At 61.7% G+C, this 24,126-nt stretch carries 22 protein-coding genes and 1 tRNA gene; 16 read left to right on the forward strand and 7 right to left on the reverse strand.

Going from position 1 to position 24,126, the window contains the following annotated elements; all coding sequences use genetic code 11:
- From C3F12_10175 to C3F12_10185, 3 genes are all read right to left on the reverse strand, one after another.
- Positions 1–875 (reverse strand): hypothetical protein (locus tag C3F12_10175; GenBank protein PWB45368.1); only part of this gene is annotated, 875 nt, incomplete at its 3' end.
- Positions 876–930: 55 nt separating this feature from the next.
- Positions 931–1,302, reverse strand: a complete 372-nt coding sequence (locus C3F12_10180) for a DNA-binding protein (GenBank protein ID PWB45369.1) — start codon at positions 1,300–1,302, stop codon at positions 931–933.
- 37 nt (positions 1,303–1,339) lie between these two features.
- A complete protein-coding gene (locus C3F12_10185) occupies positions 1,340–1,687 on the reverse strand; it encodes a DNA polymerase beta (GenBank protein PWB45344.1) in 348 nt (115 codons plus the stop codon).
- A gap of 217 nt (positions 1,688–1,904) precedes the next feature.
- On the opposite strand from C3F12_10185, the gene C3F12_10190 reads away from it, so the two are divergent.
- From C3F12_10190 to C3F12_10215, 6 genes are all read left to right on the forward strand, one after another.
- Entirely contained in the window at positions 1,905–2,396 is a 492-nt protein-coding gene (locus C3F12_10190) for a (Fe-S)-binding protein (GenBank protein ID PWB45345.1), read from the forward strand.
- Positions 2,396–4,204 (forward strand): aldehyde ferredoxin oxidoreductase, encoded by a 1,809-nt coding sequence (locus C3F12_10195; protein ID PWB45346.1) that lies wholly within the window; start codon positions 2,396–2,398, stop codon positions 4,202–4,204. The genes C3F12_10190 and C3F12_10195 overlap by 1 nt, the downstream gene beginning before the upstream one ends.
- Before the next feature lie 18 nt (positions 4,205–4,222).
- Complete coding sequence (locus C3F12_10200) at positions 4,223–4,504, forward strand: molybdopterin synthase sulfur carrier subunit (protein PWB45347.1); 282 nt, start codon at positions 4,223–4,225, stop codon at positions 4,502–4,504.
- An 81-nt stretch (positions 4,505–4,585) separates the two neighbouring features.
- Positions 4,586–5,851 (forward strand): hypothetical protein, encoded by a 1,266-nt coding sequence (locus C3F12_10205; GenBank protein ID PWB45348.1) that lies wholly within the window; start codon positions 4,586–4,588, stop codon positions 5,849–5,851.
- Between the two features lie 40 nt (positions 5,852–5,891).
- Positions 5,892–6,173 carry a hypothetical protein gene (locus tag C3F12_10210; GenBank protein PWB45349.1) on the forward strand — a complete coding sequence of 94 codons (282 nt, stop codon included), beginning with the start codon at positions 5,892–5,894 and terminating at the stop codon, positions 6,171–6,173.
- Entirely contained in the window at positions 6,170–6,424 is a 255-nt protein-coding gene (locus tag C3F12_10215; protein ID PWB45350.1) for a hypothetical protein, read from the forward strand. The genes C3F12_10210 and C3F12_10215 overlap by 4 nt, the downstream gene beginning before the upstream one ends.
- Before the next feature lie 115 nt (positions 6,425–6,539).
- On the opposite strand, the gene C3F12_10220 is transcribed toward C3F12_10215, so the two are convergent.
- A complete protein-coding gene (locus C3F12_10220; protein PWB45351.1) occupies positions 6,540–6,953 on the reverse strand; it encodes a diadenosine tetraphosphate hydrolase in 414 nt (137 codons plus the stop codon).
- A 172-nt stretch (positions 6,954–7,125) separates the two neighbouring features.
- Here C3F12_10220 and C3F12_10225 point away from each other — a divergent pair, with 172 nt between their 5' ends.
- Positions 7,126–7,380 carry a hypothetical protein gene (locus C3F12_10225; GenBank protein ID PWB45352.1) on the forward strand — a complete coding sequence of 85 codons (255 nt, stop codon included), beginning with the start codon at positions 7,126–7,128 and terminating at the stop codon, positions 7,378–7,380.
- 58 nt (positions 7,381–7,438) lie between these two features.
- On the opposite strand, the gene C3F12_10230 is transcribed toward C3F12_10225, so the two are convergent.
- Positions 7,439–8,425, reverse strand: coding sequence for a nucleoside hydrolase (locus C3F12_10230; protein ID PWB45353.1), 987 nt, complete (start codon positions 8,423–8,425; stop codon positions 7,439–7,441).
- A 297-nt stretch (positions 8,426–8,722) separates the two neighbouring features.
- Between C3F12_10230 and C3F12_10235 the strand changes: the two genes are divergently transcribed.
- The 9 genes from C3F12_10235 to C3F12_10275 all read left to right on the forward strand — a co-directional run bounded on the left by C3F12_10235 (position 8,723) and on the right by C3F12_10275 (position 20,671).
- Positions 8,723–9,289, forward strand: coding sequence for a hypothetical protein (locus tag C3F12_10235; protein ID PWB45370.1), 567 nt, complete (start codon positions 8,723–8,725; stop codon positions 9,287–9,289).
- Entirely contained in the window at positions 9,286–10,107 is an 822-nt protein-coding gene (locus C3F12_10240; protein PWB45354.1) for a hypothetical protein, read from the forward strand. The genes C3F12_10235 and C3F12_10240 overlap by 4 nt, the downstream gene beginning before the upstream one ends.
- A gap of 161 nt (positions 10,108–10,268) precedes the next feature.
- Positions 10,269–14,717, forward strand: a complete 4,449-nt coding sequence (locus C3F12_10245) for a DEAD/DEAH box helicase (protein ID PWB45355.1) — start codon at positions 10,269–10,271, stop codon at positions 14,715–14,717.
- Positions 14,718–15,331: 614 nt separating this feature from the next.
- Positions 15,332–16,624 (forward strand): citrate (Si)-synthase, encoded by a 1,293-nt coding sequence (locus tag C3F12_10250; protein ID PWB45356.1) that lies wholly within the window; start codon positions 15,332–15,334, stop codon positions 16,622–16,624.
- Positions 16,625–16,676: 52 nt separating this feature from the next.
- Complete coding sequence (locus C3F12_10255; protein ID PWB45357.1) at positions 16,677–17,600, forward strand: hypothetical protein; 924 nt, start codon at positions 16,677–16,679, stop codon at positions 17,598–17,600.
- Positions 17,601–17,864: 264 nt separating this feature from the next.
- Positions 17,865–18,407 (forward strand): hypoxanthine phosphoribosyltransferase, encoded by a 543-nt coding sequence (hpt, locus tag C3F12_10260; protein ID PWB45371.1) that lies wholly within the window; start codon positions 17,865–17,867, stop codon positions 18,405–18,407.
- Positions 18,408–18,472: 65 nt separating this feature from the next.
- Positions 18,473–18,559, forward strand: a tRNA-Leu gene (locus tag C3F12_10265).
- A gap of 254 nt (positions 18,560–18,813) precedes the next feature.
- Complete coding sequence (locus C3F12_10270; GenBank protein PWB45358.1) at positions 18,814–19,848, forward strand: hypothetical protein; 1,035 nt, start codon at positions 18,814–18,816, stop codon at positions 19,846–19,848.
- 79 nt (positions 19,849–19,927) lie between these two features.
- On the forward strand, positions 19,928–20,671 hold the full coding sequence (locus C3F12_10275; GenBank protein ID PWB45359.1) for a hypothetical protein: 744 nt from the start codon (positions 19,928–19,930) through the stop codon (positions 20,669–20,671).
- Positions 20,672–20,881: 210 nt separating this feature from the next.
- Here C3F12_10275 and C3F12_10280 read toward each other — a convergent pair whose 3' ends face one another.
- Together C3F12_10280 and C3F12_10285 are read right to left on the reverse strand one after the other, a co-directional pair.
- The gene (locus tag C3F12_10280) at positions 20,882–21,109 is read right to left on the reverse strand and encodes a hypothetical protein (protein ID PWB45360.1); all 228 of its coding nucleotides are present in this window, start codon (positions 21,107–21,109) and stop codon (positions 20,882–20,884) included.
- Positions 21,110–21,570: 461 nt separating this feature from the next.
- Positions 21,571–24,117, reverse strand: coding sequence for a hypothetical protein (locus C3F12_10285; GenBank protein PWB45361.1), 2,547 nt, complete (start codon positions 24,115–24,117; stop codon positions 21,571–21,573).
- Positions 24,118–24,126: the final 9 nt, after the last annotated feature.

Genomic DNA, 24,126 nt, shown 5'->3' on the forward strand with positions numbered 1-24,126 from the left:
GCGCCGACGAAGGGGTTGTCCGGCGGCGACGCATACGGCAGGGGATCGACGTCGATGCGCAGGAGCTTGCCGAGCAGCTCGTCGAGGTTCTGCGCGCGATTGTCGGGATCGTTCGCCGAGCCCCCGTCGCCCAATCCGATGTACAGCAAGCCGTCGGGGCCGAACTCGAGCATCCCCCCATTGTGGTTGGCGAAGGGCTGCGGGACCATCAGCAGGACGGTCTCGTCGGGCTCGGCGCTGTCGGGGATGGTTGCCGAGGCCAGATACTGGGCGATGACGGTCGCGCCATCAGGCTGGCGCGTGTAGTGAACGAAGAAGCGGCGGTTGACCGCGAACTGCGGATGGAAGGCGAGGCCGAGCAGCCCCCGCTCACCGCCGGAGAGGACCCGCCCGCTGAGGTCGAGAAACACCGTCGACGTGGTGGCGCCCGGGTGCAGGACCCTGATCCGGCCCGCCTGCTCGACAATAAACAGCCGCCCGGTCCCGTCGCGGGCATGGGTCATATAGACAGGCGCGCTCAACCCGCCGACGAGGGGGACCAGTTCGATCGCCGCGGTGGCGGGCGCGGCGACGAGCAGCGCCAGCAGGGCGAGGAGCGGGATCAAGGCAACGGAGAAAGACACCACAGCACCCTTTCTTTTATCCAGCGTCGTACGCACGAGTCCTCTACATAACCATAATGCCTTGCATGGCCCCGTGCAACCTAAGAACGTCCTGGTGAGCTTGAATCCCCTTGATAGGGATGATGGTATCGGGCTAGAAGTGACAACACGGGCCGATATCTGACGGAGGGCACGATGCGAAGGATGACGTACGACGATGGCACTGTGAAGGCGGCGCTTTCGGAGAGGGGAGACAACCCACCCCGACGCCATGCAAGCTGCTTATGGTTAAATGACGAGGTGAGGGCAAATGACTCGCCTGCTCATCTCACGCTCCCCTACCTGTGGAAAGCATACTCTTGACCCATGCCAACATGTGTTCGGCAGCTTGCAGGGCTTCATCGACGTCGGACTCGGTTATGTTCGTCCAAGAGCCGGGATAGCGGGTCTGTACCGCATAGGGGGTGAGAAGTCCGGCCTCTCGGACGGCTTCAGGCAATACGAGACCGCTTTCCTCAGCCAATTGCAGGAGCGCTTCAATGTCATGGGTCAACGGGAATTCAATGTGTCGGGCGAGCAGCGCGGCCTTCATCGCCTTTTCGGCCGCTTGCTGGGCGTGAAAACATACCTGTTCACGCCGGATGAAGGGATCGCCGGCAGCTAGGCGCGCTAACCTGAGATCGCTTTCCGCGTGCCCCATCCACTCATCCGGGGAAATGGGAACCTTTCTGGCGTTCTCAGGATTCATAGACGATTCTTCCCCTCATCCAGGCTTCCCGGTACACTGTCCCAGGCAACTCTTTTAGCTGCTCCCATCTCCCATGCGGAACGACCAGGATATCCATCGGCATAAGTATGTCGCGGAGCGCCCTCCGGATTCTGACGCTTTCCTGTCGCGGGCTTTTAATATCATCGGGGACGACGACGAGGATATCCAAGTCACTGTTGACCTTTGTCTCGCCCCGGATATACGAGCCGAATAGGATGAGTTGTTGAGGCCGGCTGACTTCGATGATTCTGCGAACAGCCGCCTCAACTTTTTCAGAAGTCACTTCCCAGAATCTGGCTGTGTGTGGATTCGCCATTTGTCTTATCTCCAGCTTCTGTCAAACACCGACCCCTTGTATGCAAGTAATCTAACCGAAAGTTAGGCTACCGCCAAAGGGTTTCTTGGACGCCGAGAACATTCAGGCCTGTAGTGTCCAGCCCGTGCTGCGCGTGCCCTGAAATCGCTTGACAGGGATGACGACGTGGGGTTAGATGAAGAAAGTCGCATTCCATTCAGAGTCGACGGAGGTGGAAATGGCGAAGGTCCTCAGCATCATCCCCGAAAAGTGTACCGCCTGCCGGGCCTGCGAGCTGGCTTGCTCGGTAAAGCACTATGGTGAGTTCAATCCCAGCCGCTCGCGCATCAAGGTGAGCATCTTCCTGGAAGAGGCGGTCTACATTCCCACCGCCTGCACCCAGTGCACTGAGGCCTGGTGCGCGAAGATCTGCCCCACCACCGCTATTCTGCGCAATGACGACTACATGGCCTATTACGTGGTCGACGACAAATGCGTCGGCTGCAAGATGTGCGTGCTTGCCTGCCCGTTTGGCGCGATCGAACTGTATGCCGACCACGGGAAGGCTGAGAAGTGCGATCTCTGTCTCTCGATCGACGGCGATCCGGAGTGTGTGAAGTTCTGTACCCCCGGGGCGTTACTTTTCACCGATGAGGACGCCGGTCCCAAGGCCAAGCAGGCCGCCACTGCCCTTCGGATGAAGGAAGTCTACAAGGAGGTAGCAGGCTGATGGGCTGGGTCGGGACGATTCTCAGGATCAATTTGAGTAACGGCCGCGTGACGAAGGAGCCGCTGGACCGGCAGCTCGCCCGGGCCTACATCGGCGGTCGCGGCCTCGCGACGAAGATCCTGTACGATGAGATCGACCCGGCGCTCGATCCACTCGGACCGGCCAACACACTGATCCTTGCCACCGGCCCCCTCACCGGCACCAATGCCCCGACCGGCGGCCGCTACATGGTGGTCACCAAGTCGCCGCTCACCGGTGGCATCGCCTGCTCCAATTCCGGCGGGTACGTCGGCGCCGAGATGAAGTATGCCGGCTACGACATGATCATTGTGGAAGGGAAGGCGCCGCATCCGGTTTACCTCTGGATCAACAACGACCGGGCTGAGATTCGGGACGCCGCACAGGTCTGGGGGCAGTCCACGCACAAGACCGAGGATACCCTTCGCGCCGCTACCAACGCCGAGGCCAAGATCTGCAGCATCGGGCCCGCCGGTGAGACGCTGAGCCTGACCGCCGCTGTCATTAACGACAAGCACCGGGCGGCAGGGCGTTCCGGGGTGGGCGCGGTGATGGGATCGAAAAACCTGAAGGCGATCGTCTTCCGGGGCACGCGTGCGGTCAAGATCGCGCACCCGCAGGCGTTCATGCGGGCGTGCCTGGAGGCGGTCGCGAAGCTCAAGGCGGAACCGGGCTCGGGCGAGGGTCTGCCGGTCTACGGGACGCCAGGAATCGTGAACGTCATCAACGCCCATGGCTTCATGCCGACCAACAACTTTCGGTTCGGCCAGTTTGCGGGCGCCGACCGGATCAGCGGTGAGACCATTCATGATCAGATCCTGATCCGGAACAAGGGCTGCTTCGCCTGCACTATTGCCTGCGCGCGGGTCACCGCAGTCAAGACCGGCAAGTTTAAGGGGTCGGGCGAGGGACCGGAGTACGAGACCGTCTGGGCCCTTGGCGCCATGACGGGGGTCAGCGACCTGGGCGCAGTCACCAAGGCCGGCTACCTGTGCAATGAGCTGGGGATGGATACCATCGAGGCGGGGGTAGCCATCGCCACCGCCATGGAGCTGTTCGAGCTCGGGTTCATCCCGGAGCGCGAGATCGGCCGCCCGCTGCGTTTCGGCGATGCGGACGCGCTGGTGGAGATGACGGAAAAGCTGGGCAGGGGCGAGGGGTTCGGCGCCATTGTGGCACTGGGCGGGGCGCGACTCGCCGAGCGGTATGGCCACCCGGAGCTGTTCATGGGGGTCAAACGGCAGGCGTTCGCCGCCTACGACGGGCGCGGGGCACAAGGGATGGCGGTGGGGTACGCCACCTCCAACCGGGGCGCCTGCCACCTGCGCGGCTACACCATTGCAGCCGAGGTATTCGGCGTTCCGCGGAAGGTCGATCCGTTCGCCATCGAAGGGAAGGCGGCGCTGTCCAAGGCATCCCAGGACGCCACCGCCTTCGTCGATTCGACCGGCACCTGTATATTCACGACCTTCGCCCTGGGGCCCGCCGATCTGCACGCGATGTTGGAGCTGGCGACGGACGCCGGTTATACGACAGACGAGGTCATCACGATCGGTGAGCGGATCTGGAACATCGAGCGCCTCTTCAACCTCAGGGCCGGCCTCAGCGCCAAGGACGACACGCTGCCCCCTCGCATTCTGGAGGAGCCGATTCCGGCCGGGCCAGCCAAGGGAAGGGTCGCCCGCCTTGGCGAGATGCTTCCGGAGTACTATGCGCTTCGCGGGTGGACGCCGGACGGCGTCCCGACGCCCGAGAAGCTGCGGGAGCTCTCTCTAACCCCCAGCCCCTAACCCCTATCCCCGGTTTTTATGGCCGAAGTCCGATTTCTCGGCGCTATTCGGCAGGTTGCAGGAAAGTCATCGTTTGGTGTCGATGCGGGCACAGTAGAGCAGCTTTTGCAGGCGCTAAAAAAGATCATGGCACCCGCGTTTCGGGAGTTTCTGTTTGAAGGCGAAAATCTTCGACCGAATATCGAGGTCCTGGTGAATGAACGAAATATCACCTGCCTTGACGGGCTCGAGACCGCCCTTGCGCCTTTCGACCAGGTCACGCTGTCCGTCAAGGGCTCTCGGGGGCTCTCCAATAGTTAACAGTGTTCAGTGTCCAGTTTTAGGTTGTTAGTGATCGTTTACTGAAAACTAAAAACTCAAAGCCATAAACCGCTTTAGAAAATGGGTAACCAACATCACGTCATCATCGGGGCGAGCGCGGCGGGGCTCGCGGCGGTTGAGGCGATCCGAAAGGTGGACAAGGACCGCGTCATCACGGTGGTCTCGAAGGAGCCGTTCCCGCTGTATTCCCGGGTCGGCCTGACCCACTTCATCGGGCGTGAGGTCGGTTATGACGGGATGCGGATGCGGGACGACGGCTACTTCGACCGGATGCAGGTGCGTGGGCTCATGGGGGTCGCCGCCCTCTCCGTCGATCCCTCGGCGCACCGTATCGCGCTGAGTAACGGCGAAAACCTGGCCTATGACAAGCTGCTGGTCGCGTCCGGTTCTCACGCGGTCATACCGCCGATTCCTGGAACGAACCTTCAGGGTGTCTGCACCTGCATCACCAACGTTGATGCCAGACAGATCGACGAGGCGATCGCAGGGGCCAGAGAGGTCGCCGTGATCGGCGCAGGCCTGATCGGGATTCAGGCGGTTGATGCGCTCATCCGTCGCGGCTGCAAGACCGCCGTCATCGAGCAGATGCCACATACAATGCCCGCTATGGCCGATGCGGTCTCAGCCGCAATGGTGGAAGATGAGCTACGGAAAGCCGGGGTGACGGTGCGATGCGGCGTCAGGGCGACGGAACTGGTGGGCAAGAACGGCCATATCGCCGGCGTGAAACTCGAGACCGGCGAGACCATGCCCTGTCAGCTTCTGGTGATGGCGGCGGGCGTCGCGCCAAACGTCGATTTCCTGGATGGTACCGGCGTCAAGATAAATCGCGGGCTGGTGGTAGATGCCTATCAACGCACCAGTCTCGACGGAGTCTATGCGGCCGGCGATGTTGCCGAGACCGTCGACATGTTCAGCGGCGAGCGAGTGGTCAACGCCATCTGGCCCGAGGCACTGAACCAGGGGCGGATCGCCGGGTTGAACATGGCTGGGGTCGCCTCACCGTACGAGGGGTCGATGGCGATGAATGTCACCTCGATCCTGCAGACGCCGGTGGTGTCGATCGGTGCGTGGAATGCGCAACCCGGTGGCCGGTATCAGATTCGGGAGGTTCGCGATGACCGGAGGCGGATCTACCGCAAGCTGGTCTTCGATGGAGAGCAGCTTACGGGCGCGATGCTGGTGGGCAGGTTCGACGATGCCGGGATTCTCCACAACATGATCCGGACTCGGGCGACATTTACCTTGAAACCGGACCATCTGGCGCCGGCCACCGTGCGGTGGGGCACGGTCCTGCGCGCCGTCCACAAGGCCGGTCGAGTGTAATGCAGCGGCGGTTGGCGAACCGCCTGTAACTCTCTTGTCTATGAAAGTAGAAGTCTCGCTGTACGGGTCGCTGGCCCGATACCTACCGGAAGGGACCCAGGGCCGCACAGTCGTCTTGGACTGTCCCGATGGCGCGACGGTCGAGCAGGTGATCGACCAGCTTGGCATCCCCAAGCCGTACCCTACCATGCTTCTTGTCAACGGCATCCACGCCGACCCGGACACCCCGCTGAACGAAGGCGACCCCCTTGCCCTCTTCCCCCCCCTCGCCGGCGGCTACAATGGGGTTCCAATGCCAAAGACAGCAGATTGTGACGAATGAGTCTACAAAAGACAATCATTGAAACATTCCAAATCGCGGAGCCGTTTGAGGCGGCCTATCTGAAGACCTTCGAGTCGGGGGAGCTGGATCGGAAGGTCGAAGAGGCGGTCGCCTCACTGAAGAGTTGCCGGGTCTGTCCCTGGAATTGCGGGGTTGATCGTCTGGCGGATGAAAAGAAGATCTGCAGGACCGGCCGGTACGCAGGAGTAGGGAGCTATTTTCCTCCGGATGATCACGCCGAGGGAGTATGACGAGGCCGTCGGTATGGCCTACGAGCAGGGCCTGTATCGATTCGACCTTCAGGACTCCTGGCAAAATTAAGGCGAGGCAACAAGGCTGTAATCACTGATCGCTGCGCGTCGCCGACTACGTTGTCTGCGCGTGGGCATGTGCCTTTGCCAGAAGATCCTGTGAGTTCTTGAAGGTTAACCGGCTCATTGCGAGATCATATGGAAGCCACTCAAAACCGATATGTTCGTGGGAAAGGGTGACCTCGGACTGATTGGTTTCCGCGAGGTAGTAGATCACGATCTTGAAGATGCCGATCCCCTTCTGACGGAAAAAATATCGAAGGGTTTGTTTGTAGCCGGCCACAAAACTCAGCTCGGAGATCCCGGTCTCTTCCTTCAACTCGCGGGTGGCTGTTTGTTGCGCGTCTTCTCCGGGTTCGATGTGTCCCTTGGGAAAGTCCCAGTGGCCTGATTCGTAATGGAGCAGCAAATAGTAGGGCTCCGGTGTCCGCTTGAACAGAATCACCCCTGCCGAGATCTCGCGCGGCATATCACCTCAATCGTATTCAATCCGGTTGCTGTGCGACAAGAAGAGACGGCATGAAACCGTCACCATTTTCTGCTTTCCTTGGGATGTTCAATATGTTATATCATAACACATGAACAACAGGTCGGCTTCATGCCCACCGTTTAAGGTCTATGGCATCAATCTGGTGGTCCGAATGCTTCAGGAACCGCCGGACAGCCTGACGATTCACTGCCCGCGAGGCGCCTCCATCCGATATGGCCAGGTTATGATGGCCGGCGACGGTTTTGACGAAGGATCCAACTCCTTCCGAGAGATGCCCCCGCTTGAGGCCATTGTCGCCTTCGAAGAGGCGTCCGAAGGCGTTGAAGGGCACTATTTCTACCGCAACAACGTGGAGTACCGGGTCCTCTCGCTGGACTCGATCATCATCGCCTTCCCCCAACCATAGCCGTCTTTACCCCCTGGCGACGCACTGCTACTCTCTTTCGGCCCAGCTTCTCTTTTACTCAGACGGGCGGTCGGCATAGTCGCTCCAAGAACAGGGCGGTGAACCGTCCGGCGTCGACCTCCGTACACGCGTGAAGGTTCGGCGGCTGCCTGTGTTCCTCTTTGATCTGACGCCTATCGGCAATGGTCATCCCTCTCGCCGGGCCGTCGCCTGACTCCACCTCAACATGGAATGGCCGACGGATCACCAGCGTTGGATCAACCACGACACCGACGGCGAGCGGATCGTGAAGTGGGGTTACGGCCCGCCCGGTCTGTTCATATTCGATACCGAACAGTCGCTCAGTGATGTCGCGGACGAACTGGGTCGCGCAACTGCCGACATGTCGGGCGACGGCGTCGACCAGCTCTCTCGTAAGCAGGACCCGCTGTGTGACGTCCAGGGGGACGAGGGTCATCGGCAAGCCGGAGGTGAACACCAGCCTGGCGGCCTCAGGATCGGTGTACAGATTGAACTCCGCCGCAGGTGTGACGTTGCCCGGCGCCTGGATTGCCCCGCCCATGATCACGATCTCTTTGACCTGCGCCATCGCCGCCGGGTCGGCCTGAATCGCCATGGCCAGATTGGTCAGCGGGCCGATGCAGATCAGGACCATCTCGCCGGGAGCGGCGCTGACAAGCTCGGCCATGAGGGTCGGAGCGGATTGTGGAGCAAGGTGTTGTTGCGGTTCGGGGTATCGGGGCGTCCCGTCGTCTGTTGTGAAGCGCGCGAGATCTCCCAGGCCGTCGTTCCCGTGGTACTCGCGGCCGGTACGGAGCGGTCGTACCAAGGGGTGTGCCGCGCCTTTCGCCACCGGGGGCCGGGGGTCCGGATCGATCAGGTTGAGCAGCAGACAGGCGTTTCGCGTCGCCTGCGCAACGGTGACATTGCCCGCCACAGTCGTGATCGCCTCAACCGACAGCTCCGGCGAGGCGAAGGCGAGCATCAGCGCCAGCGCATCATCAATCCCTGGGTCGGTGTCGATCAGCACGCGTGTCTTGGGCATTTATTCGGCTCCTGTCTGGCGGCTATTGTAATCGAGTTTGGCTCGATCCGCTACCTGCTTGAGCTGTCCATGACAAAAATAGCTGCTTGAAACGCGTCATTGCGAGCGCAGAACGGTGAGATTGCCGCGCTCCCGTTGGTCGCTCGCAATGACGGACACGTGAACGGGTTGCGCGATCAGCCTCGATTCTTCTCCAACGTCGATTTTCCGGTTGACGGTCAGGCGGGTTATTTGGTACGGTGGACCGCGTTTCTCGGCACAACGCTTACTCGATCTGAAATCCATGGAGGTCAGGAAATGTCGGGATCGACCCACCACCACTGGACACGAAGATCCTTTCTGAAGGCCTCTCTCGTGTCCGCGCTTGCGCTGGTCGGTAAGCCCGTGTGGGCGCAGGAGATACTCATGACACCGACCACCGAGGCACGGCTCACACTTTACAATACCCATACCCATGAGCGGCTGGATGTCACCTATCGGCAGTCCTCCGGCGAATACGACGTGGAGGCGCTGAGCGCTATCGATCAACTGTTACGGTGTCACTATACCAATAAAGTGACGAAGATAGATCCCGGCGTCATTGAATTCGTAAACGCCCTGGACAAACGGTTGGGCGGGGGCCACGAGATTCACGTGATTTCGGGGTTCAGATCGCCCGAGTACAATCAATTGCTGCGACGAAAGAGCCGGCGCGTGGCCAGACACAGCCTCCACCAATCCGGCAAGGCCATAGATCTCCGCATTCCCGGGGTGGGCTTGAAGGTCATTCGGAAGGCGGCCTTGGAGTTAAGGCACGGCGGAGTCGGTTACTATCCCCGCAGAGGGTTCATCCACGTGGATTCTGGGCGATTCAGGTACTGGTGAGCAAACGCCGGCTTTGGCGTATCGTCTTCGTCATCGTTTGCCCCCTGCTGATCTCTGCACCCAGTGAACTCTGGGGTGCAGGCTCCCCGCTCTATTCCGGCTGCACCATTCGATATCCTACCGACGCCAATATCGAATGGGAGTGTCGACGCCTGCGCGCCCGCGAGACGCTGGAAACCCTGTTCGCGGATCGGTGGATAGATGTGGCGCGATTTAACCGAATCGACCGCCGTCATACCGCCCCAGGTATCTTTCTGAAGGTTCCCAAGCGTCTAGAAGACATCGCCGGCTTTACGCCAATGCCCCCGGAGTATCCCCCAGCAACAGCAGAGGCCAAGTTCATTCTGATCGATCTTGCGGAGCAGTTTCTCGGCGCCTACGAATATGGTCGGCTCGTGTTGTCCGCGCCGATTGCCTCAGGCGAGCGTGGGAACGAAACTCCAACGGGTGAGTTCACCATCACCGCGGTCCACCACCGCCACCGTTCGTCCCTCTATACCATTGAGAAGACCAACATCCCGTATCCGATGAACTACGCCCTTCGATTTCATATCAGCAGGAGCGGTATCGCCTTCTGGATTCATGGACGCGACATTTCCGGGCATCCGGCCTCGCACGGCTGTATCGGGCTGTATGACGAGCCGATGCAGACACAGTACTACGGATCGCCGCGCGAGCCGGTTCTCGATGATGCCAGAATCCTCTATGAATGGGTCATGGGGCCTCTCGCCGACGATAAGAGGTTCAGGAGGGTGGAGGATGGTCCACCAGTGCTAATCGTCGGCCGCGCGCCGGTTCCAACGCGACGCACGCGGTAAATCAGCCGGTCGCTTATCGAGCGCCTCGTTCTCCGGGCGCTTCTTGCAAGCCGTATGCTCCCCGCTTCATGGTGCCGCCTTTTCCTCATGGTACAATGATTCGTGCGCATGATGCGGATTCATGATCATTGTGGTTGTGGATACTCGCTGATGGAGGTGTCGTGAACGATCTGTTCCATTCGCTGATCACCCGTTGGTTTCAGCAGACATTCGGCTCGCCCACCGCGCCGCAGTCGGCCGGCTGGGCGCGTATCGCAGCCGGCCAGGACACCCTGATTGCCGCACCCACCGGATCGGGGAAGACCCTCGCGGCTTTTTTGTGGGCGATCGATGGTCTCGTCCGTGCGGCCGCCTCCGACACGCTGCAGGATTGCACCGGCGTCGTCTACGTCTCCCCGTTGAAGGCGCTTGGAAGCGACATTCAGAAGAACCTTCAGGGACCACTGCAGGGAATCACGGCCTTAGCGGCAGCAGCAGGTCTCGCGCTGCGGGAGATTCGGGTACTGGTCCGAACCGGGGACACACCGGCCGTCGAGCGCGCCAGGATGATCCGCAGACCGCCGCACATCCTGATTACGACTCCCGAATCGCTCTACATCCTTCTGACCGCCGAGAGCAGCCGGCGTTATCTCGCCGCCGTTCACACCGTTATTGTCGATGAGATCCATGCGGTGGCCGGCGACAAACGGGGCCCGCACCTGGCGTTGTCGCTGGAGCGGCTCGACGCGTTGGCGGGGCGACGGTTGCAGCGGATCGGGCTGAGCGCCACACAGCAGCCGATTGATGAGATCGCCCGCCTGCTCGTCGGGGCCGGCCGCTCCCGTCCGGACGGCGCCCCCGATTGCGCCATCGTGGACATGGGGCATCGACGCGACCTCGACCTGCGCATCGAGCTGCCGGACCAGCCGCTGACGCACGTCGCGACCCACGAACTGCGACAGGCGATCTATGATCGGATCGCCGCCCTCGCCAGGACGCACCGGAGCACCATCGTATTTGTGAACACCCGTCGCCTGGTGGAGCGGGTGGCGCATCAGCTCACCATGCGCCTCGGCGAGGGGAAGGTCGAGGCGCATCACGGCAGCCTGTCGCGACGAACCCGCCTGGCCGCGGAGATGCGTCTGAAGACGGGCGACCTTCCGGTCATCGTGGCCACCGCGTCGCTGGAGCTGGGAATCGATATCGGCGCGGTGGACCTGGTCTGTCACCTTGGCGCACCCCGCGCCATCGCCACGCTGCTGCAGCGGGTGGGCCGCTCCGGTCACTGGTTAGGGGCCACGCCGAAAGGGATCCTGTTCCCCCTCACCCGGGATGAGTTGGTACAGTGCGCAGCGGCCATCCGGGCGGTCCGACGTGGGATCTTGGATCAGGTAACCATTCCGGACGCCCCGTTGGACATCCTCGCGCAGCAGATCGTGGCCATCACCGCGACCGGCGAGATCGAGGAGCAGGCACTCTGGGAACTGGTTCGCCGAGCCTATCCCTACCATGCTCTCCCTCGATGCGACTTCGAGGCGATGATCGAGATGTTGTCGGAGGGCGTCTCATCCCGCCGTGGACGCATGGGCGCCCATCTGCACCGCGATCGGGTGCATGGGTGTCTGAAAGGACGACGCGGCGCGCGTCTTGCGGCCATCACCGGCGGCGGCGCTATCCCGGATACGGCCGACTACGATGTCATCGAGGAGCCGACGGGGACCTTCGTGGGTAAGGTCAATGAAGATTTCGCCGTGGAAAGCCTGGCCGGGGACATCTTCCTCCTGGGCAACCACTCCTGGAGGATTCGACGGATCGAGGCCGGCAGGGTCCGGGTAGAGGATGCGCAGGGCGCGCCCCCGAACATCCCATTCTGGCTGGGCGAGTCGCCCGGCCGCACCATCGAGATCTCTCAGGCCGTCGCCGAGCTGCGGGAGGCGGTCGCGCAGCGGCTCCCCGACGTCGAGGCCGCGTCCGCGTGGCTCACGAACGAAGCGGGCCTGGATCGCGACGACGCCGGTCAGCTTATCGCCTACATCGCCGAGACCATTGCCGTCCTGGGGACGGTTCCGACCCAGACGCAGGTGGTGGTTGAGCGATTTTTTGATGAGTCGGGCGGGATGCAACTGATCCTGCACGCCCCTTTCGGCGGGCGGATCAATCGCGCCTTGGGCCTGCTGCTCCGCAAGCGGTTCTGCCGCCGCTTCGACTTCGAGTTGCAGGCGGCGGCCACCGACGACGGTATCGTCCTGTCGCTGGGGGAGCAGCACGCCTTTCCCCTGGAGAGTATCTTCGGCCTCCTGTCACCGCATGGGTTCCGCGACGACCTGATTCAGGCGATCCTCCAGTCGCCGATCTTCATCAACCGCTGGCGCTGGAACGCCACCCGCGCCTTGGCGCTGCTGCGTCATAGCGGCGGCCGCCGCGTCCCGATGCCGATCCAGCGGATGCGGGCGGAGGACCTGCTGGCGGCCGCCTTCCCGGCGCAGGTAGCCTGCCAGGACAACCATCTCGGCCCTGTCGAGCTTCCCGATCATCCGCTGGTCCGCGAGACGATCAAGGACTGCCTGCATGAGGCGATGGACCTCGACGGCCTGTTGGCGGTCGTCAGGGCGATCGAAGAAGGGACGATTCGGACTGTGAGTGTTGATACACCGGCTCCTTCGCCGATGTGTCATGAGATTCTCAACGCCAACCCGTACGCCTTCCTGGACGACGCACCCCTGGAGGAACGACGCGCCCGCGCCGTAGCGTTACGCCGGATCGATCCGGATCTGCAGCGCGGCATCGGCGCCCTGGATCAGAGCGCTATTGATGAGGTATGTCGACAGGCGTGGCCCGACGTGCGGGACGCCGATGAGCTGCATGATCTGCTATTGAGCGTGGGTATCCTGCCGATCGAGTCGGCCCGCGAATGGTCGGCCTGGGCCGACCGACTGATGACCGACGGCCGTGCTGTCCGGGTGCGCTGGACGATCGCGCATCCCACACCGGGCGCAGCAAGCAGCGCCCCTACCAACCGTTTTGGTATCGTAGGGGCAGGGCTTGCCCTGCCCGAGTGGGGCGCAGCAAGCAGCGCCCCTACAGATCAGATGGTAGCCTTGGTGGCGACCGAACGGATTCCCTTGGTTCGCGCCGCCATACCGCATGTGTGCTTCGAGCCGGATGCTGCTCCGGCGTTTCTTGCCGGCGGGGCAATCGGTCATCCGGACCGGATCGAAGCGACCCGCGCCATCCTGAACGGCTGGTTGGAGATTCTGGGCCCAACCACCGCACCCGAGTTGGCAGCGCGCCTCGGCCTCGACCTGAGCAAGGTGGAGGCCGCGCTCCTGGCCTTGGAGGCTGACGGGGTGGCGCTGCGCGGCCGATTCAGGCCCGGTGCTTCTGCGGAGCCGATCGAGTGGTGCGAGCGCCGACTGCTTGCCCGCATTCACCGCCTGACCATCGGGCGATTGCGTCGCGAGATCGAGGCCGTTCCCGTAGCCGACTTCGTCCGGTTCCTCCTACGGTGGCAACACGTGGCAAGCAGGACTCAACTGCACGGGCGCGAGGGGATCGCGGAGGTGATCGGCCAGCTTCAGGGGCTCGAACTGCCGGCTCACGCCTGGGAGCGGGATATCCTGCCGGCGCGCATCGCCCTGTATAATCCGGATGAGCTGGAAGCGCTCTGCCTGTCCGGCGAGGTGGCATGGGGCCGCCTGCGATTAGCGCCAGAGTCGGTGGAGTGCGAGACAGAGAACGGTGAGGGAATGCATCACGCTCGGTCTCGACCGCAACGCCGACGGGTCCCCACACGCGCGGCGCCGCTGGCGCTCGTATTACGGGCGGATCTGCCCCTGCTTCTCGAACCGGGACCAGCGGGACTGGAGACCATCGCCGATCTCTCCCCGTTAGCGCGCCGCGTGGTTGCCTACTTACAGCAGCGGGGTGCGTCGTTTCTCGCGGATATCGCGCGCGCCGTCGGCCTGCTGGCCCCGCAGGCCGAAGAGGCGCTCTGGGAACTGGTCGCCAGAGGTCTGGTGACGGGCGACGGGATTGCCGGTCTCCGGCTTCTGCTGAAACCGCAGGAGGCGCGCCGCTTGCCGCACCGGCGCGTGCGTGCGATCCGTGGCGGGTTGCTGCGCGAGCATCTCATCCCGGTTGGACGCTGGTCGCTGCTCCGGGACACGCAGACTGTCCACCCCACGAAAGAGCAGATCGTCGAGGCCATGGCCAGACAGCGTCTGCGGCGATACGGCGTCGTCACGCGCGAGCTGCTGATGCGGGAAGGCCGCGCCCCCTCGTGGCGGGAGCTGCTTCAGGTCTACTGGCGGCTTGAGGCCCGAGGTGAGATACGCGGCGGCCGCTTTATCGCCGGTCTGGTTGGGGAGCAGTTTGCCCTGCCCCAGGCGGTAGAGGCATTGCGCGCCGTCCGCCGCCAGCCTGCCCTGAGCCCAGCCGAAGGATCTGATGATCCGGAGACGGTGATCGTCGGCGCGGCCGATCCGCTGAACCTGTTGGGTATTCTGCTCCCAGGCCCGCGCCTGAGCCCCTTCTCCGGCAAGGTCGTCGCCTACCGCGCCGGCGTTCCTGTAGCTGTCGGTGAATTGGGCGCCGTCCGAAGCGAACTTCAATCGTCCCTCGCCGTGCGGTAGGCCAAGCCGTGATGAACATCCTGGTGGTCTCCATTCGCTGCTGAGAATCAAAGGCCCACTCAGGGCCTTCGATTACTAAGTCGCCCTCTACTAGGGTCCTGAGTCAACAGTCCGGTGAAGAAGTCGGTGCTCCAGGTGTCGTCATTCCCGCGAAAGCGGGAATCCAGAACTCACGCGGTTTCCTGGATTCCGGCTCGCGCCCGCCATGCGGCCCCCGACCTGATCGGGGGCGGAATGATGTCGGCAAATATGTACCGAATTTCAAGCACATGACTACACGGTACCAAGAAACCCTTATAGGATTATCGAAGGCTTGTCAACGTTTGTTGCGAAAGGATCATCGCTCGGGGAAGTTGCCGCTTGGAAGATGGCGACGGACCGGGTAAGATACGCCTCCGATGAGACACCCCTGGTTCGTTCGAGGCGATATCGACGGCTCCTGCCACACCCGCAGGATTACGGGAGTGGCCGGAATTGTCGTGTACCCTATACTCTCCTCATCTCAGTTGTGCTACTATTAACATCGTAAATTACCTGACTTACGAGACACTGCCTGAACTTCACAGTTCACGAAAGGAATGTGAAAGGGATCGCACGGCGCGAGGAGGAGCTTCATGGCTGACACGTTGACGATCATCGATAACCGCACCGGGAAACAGTACGAAATCCCTATCGAACACGGGACGATCAAGGCCATGGATATCCGGCAGATCAAGAGTTCGGACGGCGATTTCGGATTGATGAGCTATGACCCGTCGTTTGGCAACACCGCCTGCTGCAAGAGCCAGATTACGTTCATCGACGGCGAACGGGGGATCTTGCTGCATCGCGGCTATCCGATCGAGCAGTTGGCTGAGCAAAGCACCTTCCTCGAAACCGCGTATCTCCTCATCTATGGCGAGCTCCCCAGCGGCGAACAGATGGATGCATTCGTCAACGAGGTGACGCGGCACACCATGGTCCATGAGAATATCAAGAAGCTGATGGATGGGTTTCACTACGATGCCCACCCGATGGGGATTCTCCTGGGGACGGTGGGCGCCCTGTCGACCTTCTATCCGGACGCGAAGAATATCATGGATCCGGTGGCCCGCCACCGGCAGATCATTCGTCTGATCGCCAAGATGCCGACACTGGCGGCGTATGCCTACCGACATAGCCGGGGGCTGCCGTATGCTTACCCGGACAATAGCCTGAGCTTTACCGGCAACTTCCTGAATATGCTGTTCCGGGTGACGGAGCCGAAATATTACCCGCACCCGGTGTTGGAACGGGCCCTGGATGTCCTGTTCGTTCTGCACGCCGATCACGAACAGAACTGCAGCGGCAACGCGATGCGCTCTGTCGGCAGTTCTCATGTCGACCCGTTCTCGGCTGTAGCCGCAGCCATAGCAGCCCTCTACGGGCCCCTGCACGGCGGCGCGAACGAGGCGGTGCTGCGAATGCTGAAGGAGATCGGATCTGTCGACAAGGTGCCCGCGCATATCAAGCGGGTCAAGGCCGGCGAGGTGCGGTTGATGGGATTCGGACATCGGATCTATAAGAACTACGATCCGAGGGCCAAGGTCATCAAGCGGCTGGCCGAAGAGGTCTTTGATGTGACCGGAAAAAATCCCTTGCTGGAGATCGCCCTTGAGCTTGAGCGGATCGCCCTGCAGGACGACTACTTTATTGCGCGCAAGCTCTATCCCAACATCGATTTTTATACCGGTCTGATCTACGAGGCGATGAAATTTCCGATGGACATGTTCCCGGTCCTCTTCGCCATTCCTCGGACAGCCGGGTGGGTCGCCCAGTGGGAGGAGATGCTCCTCGACCCGGAACAGAAGATCGCCCGCCCCAGACAGATCTATCTGGGTCAACAGCGGCGTGATTATTACCCGATCGCCCAACGACAGAGCCAATAGCCGTTCATCTCGTCTCTGTCGTCTTCTCTCATTTCACCGAACTTCGAATCGTATGGCCATCATTACCATTTCCCGGCAGATCGGCAGCGGCGGCGACGAGATCGCCGCCCGACTGGCCGCTGAACTCGGGTTCACGCTGGTCGACCATGCCCTGCTTGTCGAATTGCTGAAGGCGCAGCATCTCTCGCAGTCCGATGTCGAAGCGGTGGATGAAGAAGAGCGCAGCACGACATCGGCGCAATCGCCGGCAGATCAGGTATATGTTGATCTCTTGCCTGCGTTCATTACGAATCTCGCGACAGAAAAGGATCTGGTGGTGCTGGATTGCGGGGGTCAATGTGTCTTCCGAGGGTTCCCCGGCGCATTGCACGTCCGTGTTGTGGCCGCCGCGAAAGAGCGGGCCAGACGCCTGATGGACGAACGCGGTATCGATGAGCGCTCAGCGATGCGTCTGATTGAGGAGAGCGATGAGACCAGACGGCGCTTTATCCGGCATTACTACGGGGAAGATATCGACGCCGCCGTTCACTACGATCTGGTTATCAACACCGACCGCCTGAGTGTGGAGGCGGCAATGCGTCTCATCAGGCCGGCGGTAGAGCCGGCCGACCTCGCGGGGAGGGGGCAGGACATCGGACACCGGCTTGAGACGGCCCGTCCGCTCCCGTTTGCGCATCCCAGTGAAGCGGAGTTTGCGCGGGTCCTGGATTTCTATCAGATACGATGGGAGTATGAACCTCGGACATTTCCCCTCGCATGGGATGAGGCGGGCAATGCGACCGAAGCCTTCTCGCCGGACTTCTATCTGGTCGATTTCGACCTCTTTATTGAGCTGACCACGCTCAAGCAGAGCCTGGTCACGGAGAAGAATCGAAAGATCAGACGGTTTCGAGAGCTGTATCCGGCGGTCACGCTGAAGGTATTTTACGGGAGAGACTATCGGAGCTTACTTGCCAAATACGGCCTTGCAAAATAAAGTAGCTCCAAGTGACCCGTCAGCCTCCATGCTTTCCCAGGAACACACCCTTTCAGCTTCTCCTGGGTTACCGGGGATCTTTCCATCAGCTTACCTAGCCCGATGTGTTACCCTCGAACCCAGAACCGTCTGAAACACCCCGGTACTTGGTGGTGGCCTTCAGACCTCTTGGAGCTACACTAAATGTAGGACGAGCTCTCATGGGTGTCAAGGGGTACAGATCAATTTTCTGTCACGTTCTCGGAGTGTGAGATGGACCACGCGATGATTCAGGACCTTGCGGAGGTATTGATATCCGAAGAGGCGATTGCGCATCGCATCAGAGAACTCGGAGCCGCAATTTCGAGGGATTACGTGGGCAGAGAGTTGGTACTTGCCGGTGTGCTGAGGGGGGCCTCGTTCTTCCTGGCCGATCTGGCACGGGCCATATCCATTCCGCTTACTATCGATTTTATTTCTATTTCAAGCTATGGCCCGGCAACGAAAGCCTCCGGCGTCGTCGGCATCAGAAAAGACCTCGATGAAAGTATTAGCGGTCGGGACCTCCTGGTGGTGGAAGATATTGTAGACACCGGCCTCACCCTCAGTTACCTGCTGAAGATCTTTCGGGCCCGTCAGCCGTCCAGTCTGCAGATCTGTACGTTCTTGGACCGAAAGGTGCGGCGTATTATTGACCTCCCCATTGCCTATCGGGGGTTTGAAATCCCTGAGCAGTTTATCGTCGGCTACGGCCTCGATTACAATCAACGCTACCGTAACCTTCCGTGCATCGGTGTTCTGAGGCCCGAACTGATGGCCGAGAGATGAGCGCGATTCTCGACATTCGTCCGCAGATGTGATAAAAAAGAGCCCTCTCTTTTCCTTCCTCAGATGCCGGGGTGGTGAAACTGGTAGACGCACGGGACTCAAAATCCCGCGGGCTTCGGTCCATGAGGGTTCGACTCCCTCCCCCGGCACCAATTATTCCGCATAGTTAGCCACACCTGCCGCGATCCCCTCAATCGGCTCAGAATGCGTGGTGCTAGTTGGGTCCGGAAATCCGGTGAGTTTCAGCTTCGCTAATGCCGCCCGCCTATGCTCTTTCCCAAGGTGTGCGCACCGCTCAACAAGATCGTCACGTTCGAGAGTCTGTTGCCCGAATCGGGCAACATCGGCTATTAAGCAACGAAGTTGCTTGTATTGACTTATTGCCCATAACGTGCAACAATGCGTTATGGGCAACAGCAAGATTCAAGAGACCCTACAGCAACTTATCGACCGTCTTCCTCCCGGGTGGCGGCTTATCCAAGGTGATGAAGTCTCCCCAGAGGGGGTCGACGTTCTCGCTACCGTCGCGGCCCCAGATGGCTCCTCCATTAAACTGCTTATTGAGTACAAGGACCGCGTTGAGCCTCGGAGCGTGCCGCTCCTCTTCTCACGGGCGCAGGGCACGCTCCCCGGCATCCGGGTTCTCGCCGTACCGTTCCTGACATCAGGGGTACGGGAACGCTTGACTGAAGCCGGAATTGGCTATGTGGACCTGACCGGGAACGTGCGGCTCGTGGCCGAGCGACCGGGGCTGTTCATTGCCACGGCAGGACTCGATAAGAACCCCTTTCCTGAACGCCGAGGCGCGGCCTCCTTCAAGGGCGCCAAGGCCGGCCGCCTGGTCCGAGCGCTCTGCGATTTTGTGCCCCCGCTGGGCGTTCGGGATCTGGCGAACCGCACCTGCGTCGATCCGGGCTATGTGTCCCGCCTCCTGCGGCTCGCCGACGCAGAGGCCCTCCTCACTCGCGCCCCTCGAGGCCCGGTGCTCACCGTCGATTGGCGGCGCCTACTTCGACGCTGGGTCGAGGACTATACGCCCTTTGACCGGCGGCGTCTGCGGGCCTTCCTCGCGCCGCGAGGGCTGGCTGCTATAGAGGAACGGCTTGGCCGGTCGTCGCTTCGCTATGCGATCACGGGGGCGGTGGCGGCGGCGAAGCTGACGCCGGTCGCCATACCGCGGCATCTGACGTGCTACGTCGACGATCCCGATACCGCAAGCGAGGTCTTGGGTCTCAGACAGGCCGAGATCGGTGCGAATGTCCTGCTCGTGTCGCCCTTCGATCCGGTGGTCTACGAACGCGGACAGGAATGGCAAGGGCTCAGGCTCGCAGCCGTAAGCCAGATCTGCGCCGATCTGCTCACGAGCCCTGGGCGCGGCCCCGCTGAGGCCGAGGCGTTCATGAGCTGGATGGCGGATCACGAGCATGAGTGGCGTGTCTGATCCCGGCTACGTCGCGGCTCGCCGGGTACTTCTCGACGCCCTCGAGGCCCTCGGTGAGTAGCGAGCTGCCGTGGTGCTCGTGGGGGCCCAGGCGATTTACCTCCACGCCGGCGAAGGCGACCTTGCCGTGGCGCCCTATACTCTCGACGCGGACCTGGCGCTGGTCCCGACTCAGCTTCGCGCCCTCCCCGACCTGACCGAGTGTCTTGAGGCGGCAGGCTTTCGACGGACTGAGCATATCGGGATCTGGGCGAAGACGGTCGAGGTTCAGGGGAGGGTCGGTGAGGTGATGGTCGATTTCCTCGTGCCGGACCCGCTGGGTGGGCCTGGAAGGCGCGCCGCGCGGCTGGAGGGACACGGCGCCCGGCTGGCGCGCAAGGCCCGGGGACTGGAGGCGGCCGTGGTCGATCGCACCAATCTATCTGTGGGGGCGTTCGAACCTGGGGACCTACGCTGCTTCGAAATCGCCGTAGCTGGACCCGCCGCGCTCTTGGTGGCAAAACTTCACAAGCTGGCAGAGCGCGGTGAGGGTGAGCGAGTCCGCGACAAGGACGCTCTCGACGTGCTCCGGCTGCTACGGAGGGTGGCCACCGAGCGACTTGCCGAGCGACTCACCGCCCTCCGCGCAGATCCGATGGCCGGCGAGGTGACCGAGGCCGCTATCGGCTGTCTACGCACGATGTTCGGGGACCATCGAGCCCTCGGGTCGCAGATGGCAGCCCGCGCAGCCGCCCCGTTTGAAGACCCCGAGACGATTGCCGCTTCCTGCGCGGCCCTTACCCGGGATCTCCTCGCGGCGCTGGAAGCGGCCAGGGCACCGTAGCATCCTCTGTCCTCCTCCTTCTGAAATGTTTTATGGTTGCCAAGCTGCCTATGCTCCCGATTCGATTACGATCTTCCAGCGCCTTTCGTTGACAACAGTGTCGGTTTGCCCCATTGTGGGTCCGCTCCCCCAGCACCACATTATTTCAGAAGTCCCCCTCACCCACGCCCTCTCCCCCAAAAAGGGGGCGAGGGGGGAGGGGGTGGGGGGCTAGACGAGAAGCGAGAGAACTTCGTCTCTGACCCGGGGGTTGTCCGTTAACCGCCAGAAGACCTCGGGCTGGGCCGTCCGCAGATAGCCCAGCAATGCGAGGCTGCTGAGCGCGTGGCCTGATGCGTATCCATCCAGGATCCAATCGCTCAGCGCGTCTTTCCATGCCAGCCGGAGGTTCGGATCCCGATACAGGATCTCCAGAAGCTGTGCGGTAAGGGACCTCATCGTATCGCTCATTGTCGTCACCCCATAGTGGCTTCAGATGGCCCTGGTTCAACAATGTCGTTCTTGAGCTCGTAACACCTCTCTCTTCACATGCGAACCATTCTGTAATGAATGTAGCGCACGATCAGCGAAGTTATCATCAGCAAGACGCTGATATTTCTGACGGAAAACAGCGCAAGCCGGTGTCCATGATTGTCCTACAAGGAGGGTAGGGGCGGACCCCCGTGTCGGCCTGGTGCGACGTGGGGGCATGGTTCATGGGGTGGACAGTAGTGCGCTCCGCTTAATCTCGCCGTACATCCGTGTACGGCTCGAATCGGCGTCGGCAGGCTGCGCTATCCGCGTGCTTCGCCTGCCGGCGACGACGCGTCGCACACCACCGTCCACACCCCGACATGATGCCGTATCCACTTGTTGTATCAAGGAGTAAAGGGGGGGATTGGGGAATGACGAGACGGCTGCTACGGCAACGGGCCGAAGATGACGAGGTTATCCGTCTTGTTCGTCTCGGGTACGACGTTGCCGGGGTCGATCGCCGCAATCAGAAATTGTCCGGTGAGGCTGGGGCCGGTACGGACTCGAAATGCGATCGCTCGTGCCTGTCCTGGCGCAGGAATGGGCATACGCGCCGCTCGGAGCAGTCGATCGCTTGCCGGCGACAAGATGCCATCATCGGAGAGGTAGAGTTGGACCTGGGCCGTGCGCACACTGAGCGAACGTACGCCGACAAGCCCCTGGTTCTGGAGCGTAAAGGCACCGGACAGCGTACACACCAGACCTGTTCGATTGCAGCGGCGAATCAGGCTGCCGGGGTTGAATGCCCCGGTCAGCTCGGCGCCGAGCACAGAGGTCGTCAGGCTGACCGAGTTGTTCGCCGGATCGGGATCGGTCTGTTGGGCCGAGATGCTCGCTGTATTCACGATCGTGCCTGGAGAGGCCGGTGTGGTCACCCTGATAGTGACGATCGCGCTCGCCCCGCTCGCCAGGACTCCGAGCAGGCAGGTCACCGTGCCGGTTGCGACGCTACAGGCGCCGTTGCCGGTCGTGACGGCGACGAGGCCGACACCGGCAGGCAGCGTATCGGTCAGTGTCACGCCGGTCGCCGGATCAGGCCCCAAGTTGGTCGCGGTCAGGGTGTAGGTCAAAGGTGACCGTACGCCTACCGGGTCTGCGGAGGCCGACTTGGTCACCGAGAGATCGGCCTCACCCTGTTCGAGACAGGATGGGAACGCGAAGCTCCCGATCCGGGTCTGCCAGCCGCTCGAGCTGGTCGCCGCGTAGTAACTGTTTGTGTACCAGAAGGTGCAGCCGTCTGACGGGTCCACAGCCAACATGCTGTAATCGCCCCAGCGGCTACTGGGATCGGTCTGTGATCCGGCGCCGACTCGTAAGGTCGCCTCGCCCTGAAAGAGCCCCCCAGGGGGATCGGAGGCCAGGCGGCCCGCGTAGCGGATCGACGGGAAGGTCGCATTGTCGGACGCGCTGAACCCGACCGCCAGATTGCCCTGCTGATCCAGCGCGGCGCTTCCCATCCATCGGTGCACGGCATCGGGTGCAAAGGTTGCCTGCTCATGGATCGACCATTCACCAAAGCCCGGACCGGCACTCGTACGATGGAGCTCATAGTAACGGACGCCGGCATGATTCGTGCCGTCCGCATCGACGGTATGGTTGACGACGAGCGTCTCATGGGAGCCGAAGTTGCGATACTGGAGCCGGTGCATCAGCCGGTCAGAGATCGCATCAAGTCCTACGGCGGTGCCCGGCTGCGGGATGCAATTTCGAAGGAATCCACAGAGGTTGGGGTCGAAAAGTGCGACGACGACCGGGCTCTGTTCGATGAAACTGGAGTTTGCCGGGTTGCCAAAATCGGCATGAAACTCGAAGATCCTCAGGGCGTCTCCCTCCGGATCAAAGAACTCATCCGCCGTGAAATAGGCAAAGAGACCCGGCGCCCCCGCAGGCGGCAGAGGGCCGTCCAGATCGGCGGGCAGCATGCCGCCGATGGTCGGATCGCGCTCCGCCAGGTCGAAATAGATGAACGAGGCCGTCGGATCACCTGCCAGCATCTTCGTCCTGTCGAAGGCGAACGCCCCGGCGCCGGCAAAGCCGAGAGCGTTGAACTGGTTGTCCGTCATGTAGTAGGCATCGGGCCAGACACCAAACTTTGGATAGTCGATGTCCTTCGTATTGAGCATAGCGAAGTCATAGACGAAATAACTGCCTGACGGGTCGCCCGTTTGCGAGATCGCGATGCACTGATGTGAGATAGGGGCCACGCGGGCAAATTGACTGATGAGCCAGCGGTCGGCGAGGTGGTCGTACAGGACAATCGGATCGCCGTCGTCCCGGGTGGCGCAGGGGCTTGTCGGGGCGCCGGCAAACAGGCTGCTCAACTTGAGCGGGGCGGTCACGGGGGCGCCGTTCTTCTGAAAGACCCGAAACAGCAGATTGACGCTCTGCACATAGTGATTCGGACCGACGTCGCCGTTAGGATCCGGGGGGAGCACGGCGCCGCCATGAACGGCGATATTATCGGCATTGCTGAGCCCTTCAAAGGTCGTGGTTGGAGCAGGGATATTGGGTGTGGGGAGCGCCGGGGTTCCTGTGATGCCTTCAGCCTGAGAGAGCGGGGCGGCCGGCTTCTGCTTCGGCCGTGGGACGGAACGGAACGGTTGGATCGGGATCTCCCGCGGTGGGCCGATCTCACCGGGTGTCGGCGCTACCGCAGGAGGACGAATGAAACGTGTTGGCGGCGATACGCCCGTCCGGGCCGCCCGGCCCTCTTTAGGTGTGATTTGAGGCGATTGCGCTTCGACCTTGCCGGGCCAGAGAGCGATGGGGGGCAGCGCCGAGAGAACGAGCGCGAGGATGATGATGAAACGGGTCACGGGCGATCCCTGCCTGAGCTGCATAATACCTATGTTACACCCGTTTTTTGTTCGAACCAGAAAAAATCGCGGAGGATGCTGCCCCCATGGCGGTGTGTTGTCGCCTGGGGGCAGCATCCGTTCTAC

It is taken from the genome of Candidatus Methylomirabilota bacterium (assembly GCA_003104975.1).
Lineage (GTDB): Bacteria > Methylomirabilota > Methylomirabilia > Methylomirabilales > Methylomirabilaceae > Methylomirabilis.

Coding starts and splice junctions, on each gene's coding strand:
- C3F12_10195 (PWB45346.1), top strand. CDS start 2,396: ATGGGCTGGGTCGGGACGATTCTCAGGATCAATTTGAGTAACGGCCGC.
- C3F12_10280 (PWB45360.1), bottom strand. CDS start 21,109: ATGAGGTCCCTTACCGCACAGCTTCTGGAGATCCTGTATCGGGATCCG.
- C3F12_10180 (PWB45369.1), bottom strand. CDS start 1,302: ATGGGGCACGCGGAAAGCGATCTCAGGTTAGCGCGCCTAGCTGCCGGC.
- C3F12_10190 (PWB45345.1), top strand. CDS start 1,905: ATGGCGAAGGTCCTCAGCATCATCCCCGAAAAGTGTACCGCCTGCCGG.
- hpt (PWB45371.1), top strand. CDS start 17,865: ATGATTCAGGACCTTGCGGAGGTATTGATATCCGAAGAGGCGATTGCG.
- C3F12_10205 (PWB45348.1), top strand. CDS start 4,586: ATGGGTAACCAACATCACGTCATCATCGGGGCGAGCGCGGCGGGGCTC.
- C3F12_10210 (PWB45349.1), top strand. CDS start 5,892: ATGAAAGTAGAAGTCTCGCTGTACGGGTCGCTGGCCCGATACCTACCG.
- C3F12_10225 (PWB45352.1), top strand. CDS start 7,126: ATGCTTCAGGAACCGCCGGACAGCCTGACGATTCACTGCCCGCGAGGC.
- C3F12_10185 (PWB45344.1), bottom strand. CDS start 1,687: ATGGCGAATCCACACACAGCCAGATTCTGGGAAGTGACTTCTGAAAAA.
- C3F12_10200 (PWB45347.1), top strand. CDS start 4,223: ATGGCCGAAGTCCGATTTCTCGGCGCTATTCGGCAGGTTGCAGGAAAG.
- C3F12_10285 (PWB45361.1), bottom strand. CDS start 24,117: ATGCTGCCCCCAGGCGACAACACACCGCCATGGGGGCAGCATCCTCCG.
- C3F12_10250 (PWB45356.1), top strand. CDS start 15,332: ATGGCTGACACGTTGACGATCATCGATAACCGCACCGGGAAACAGTAC.
- C3F12_10270 (PWB45358.1), top strand. CDS start 18,814: ATGGGCAACAGCAAGATTCAAGAGACCCTACAGCAACTTATCGACCGT.
- C3F12_10215 (PWB45350.1), top strand. CDS start 6,170: ATGAGTCTACAAAAGACAATCATTGAAACATTCCAAATCGCGGAGCCG.
- C3F12_10230 (PWB45353.1), bottom strand. CDS start 8,425: ATGCCCAAGACACGCGTGCTGATCGACACCGACCCAGGGATTGATGAT.
- C3F12_10255 (PWB45357.1), top strand. CDS start 16,677: ATGGCCATCATTACCATTTCCCGGCAGATCGGCAGCGGCGGCGACGAG.
- C3F12_10220 (PWB45351.1), bottom strand. CDS start 6,953: ATGCCGCGCGAGATCTCGGCAGGGGTGATTCTGTTCAAGCGGACACCG.
- C3F12_10235 (PWB45370.1), top strand. CDS start 8,723: ATGTCGGGATCGACCCACCACCACTGGACACGAAGATCCTTTCTGAAG.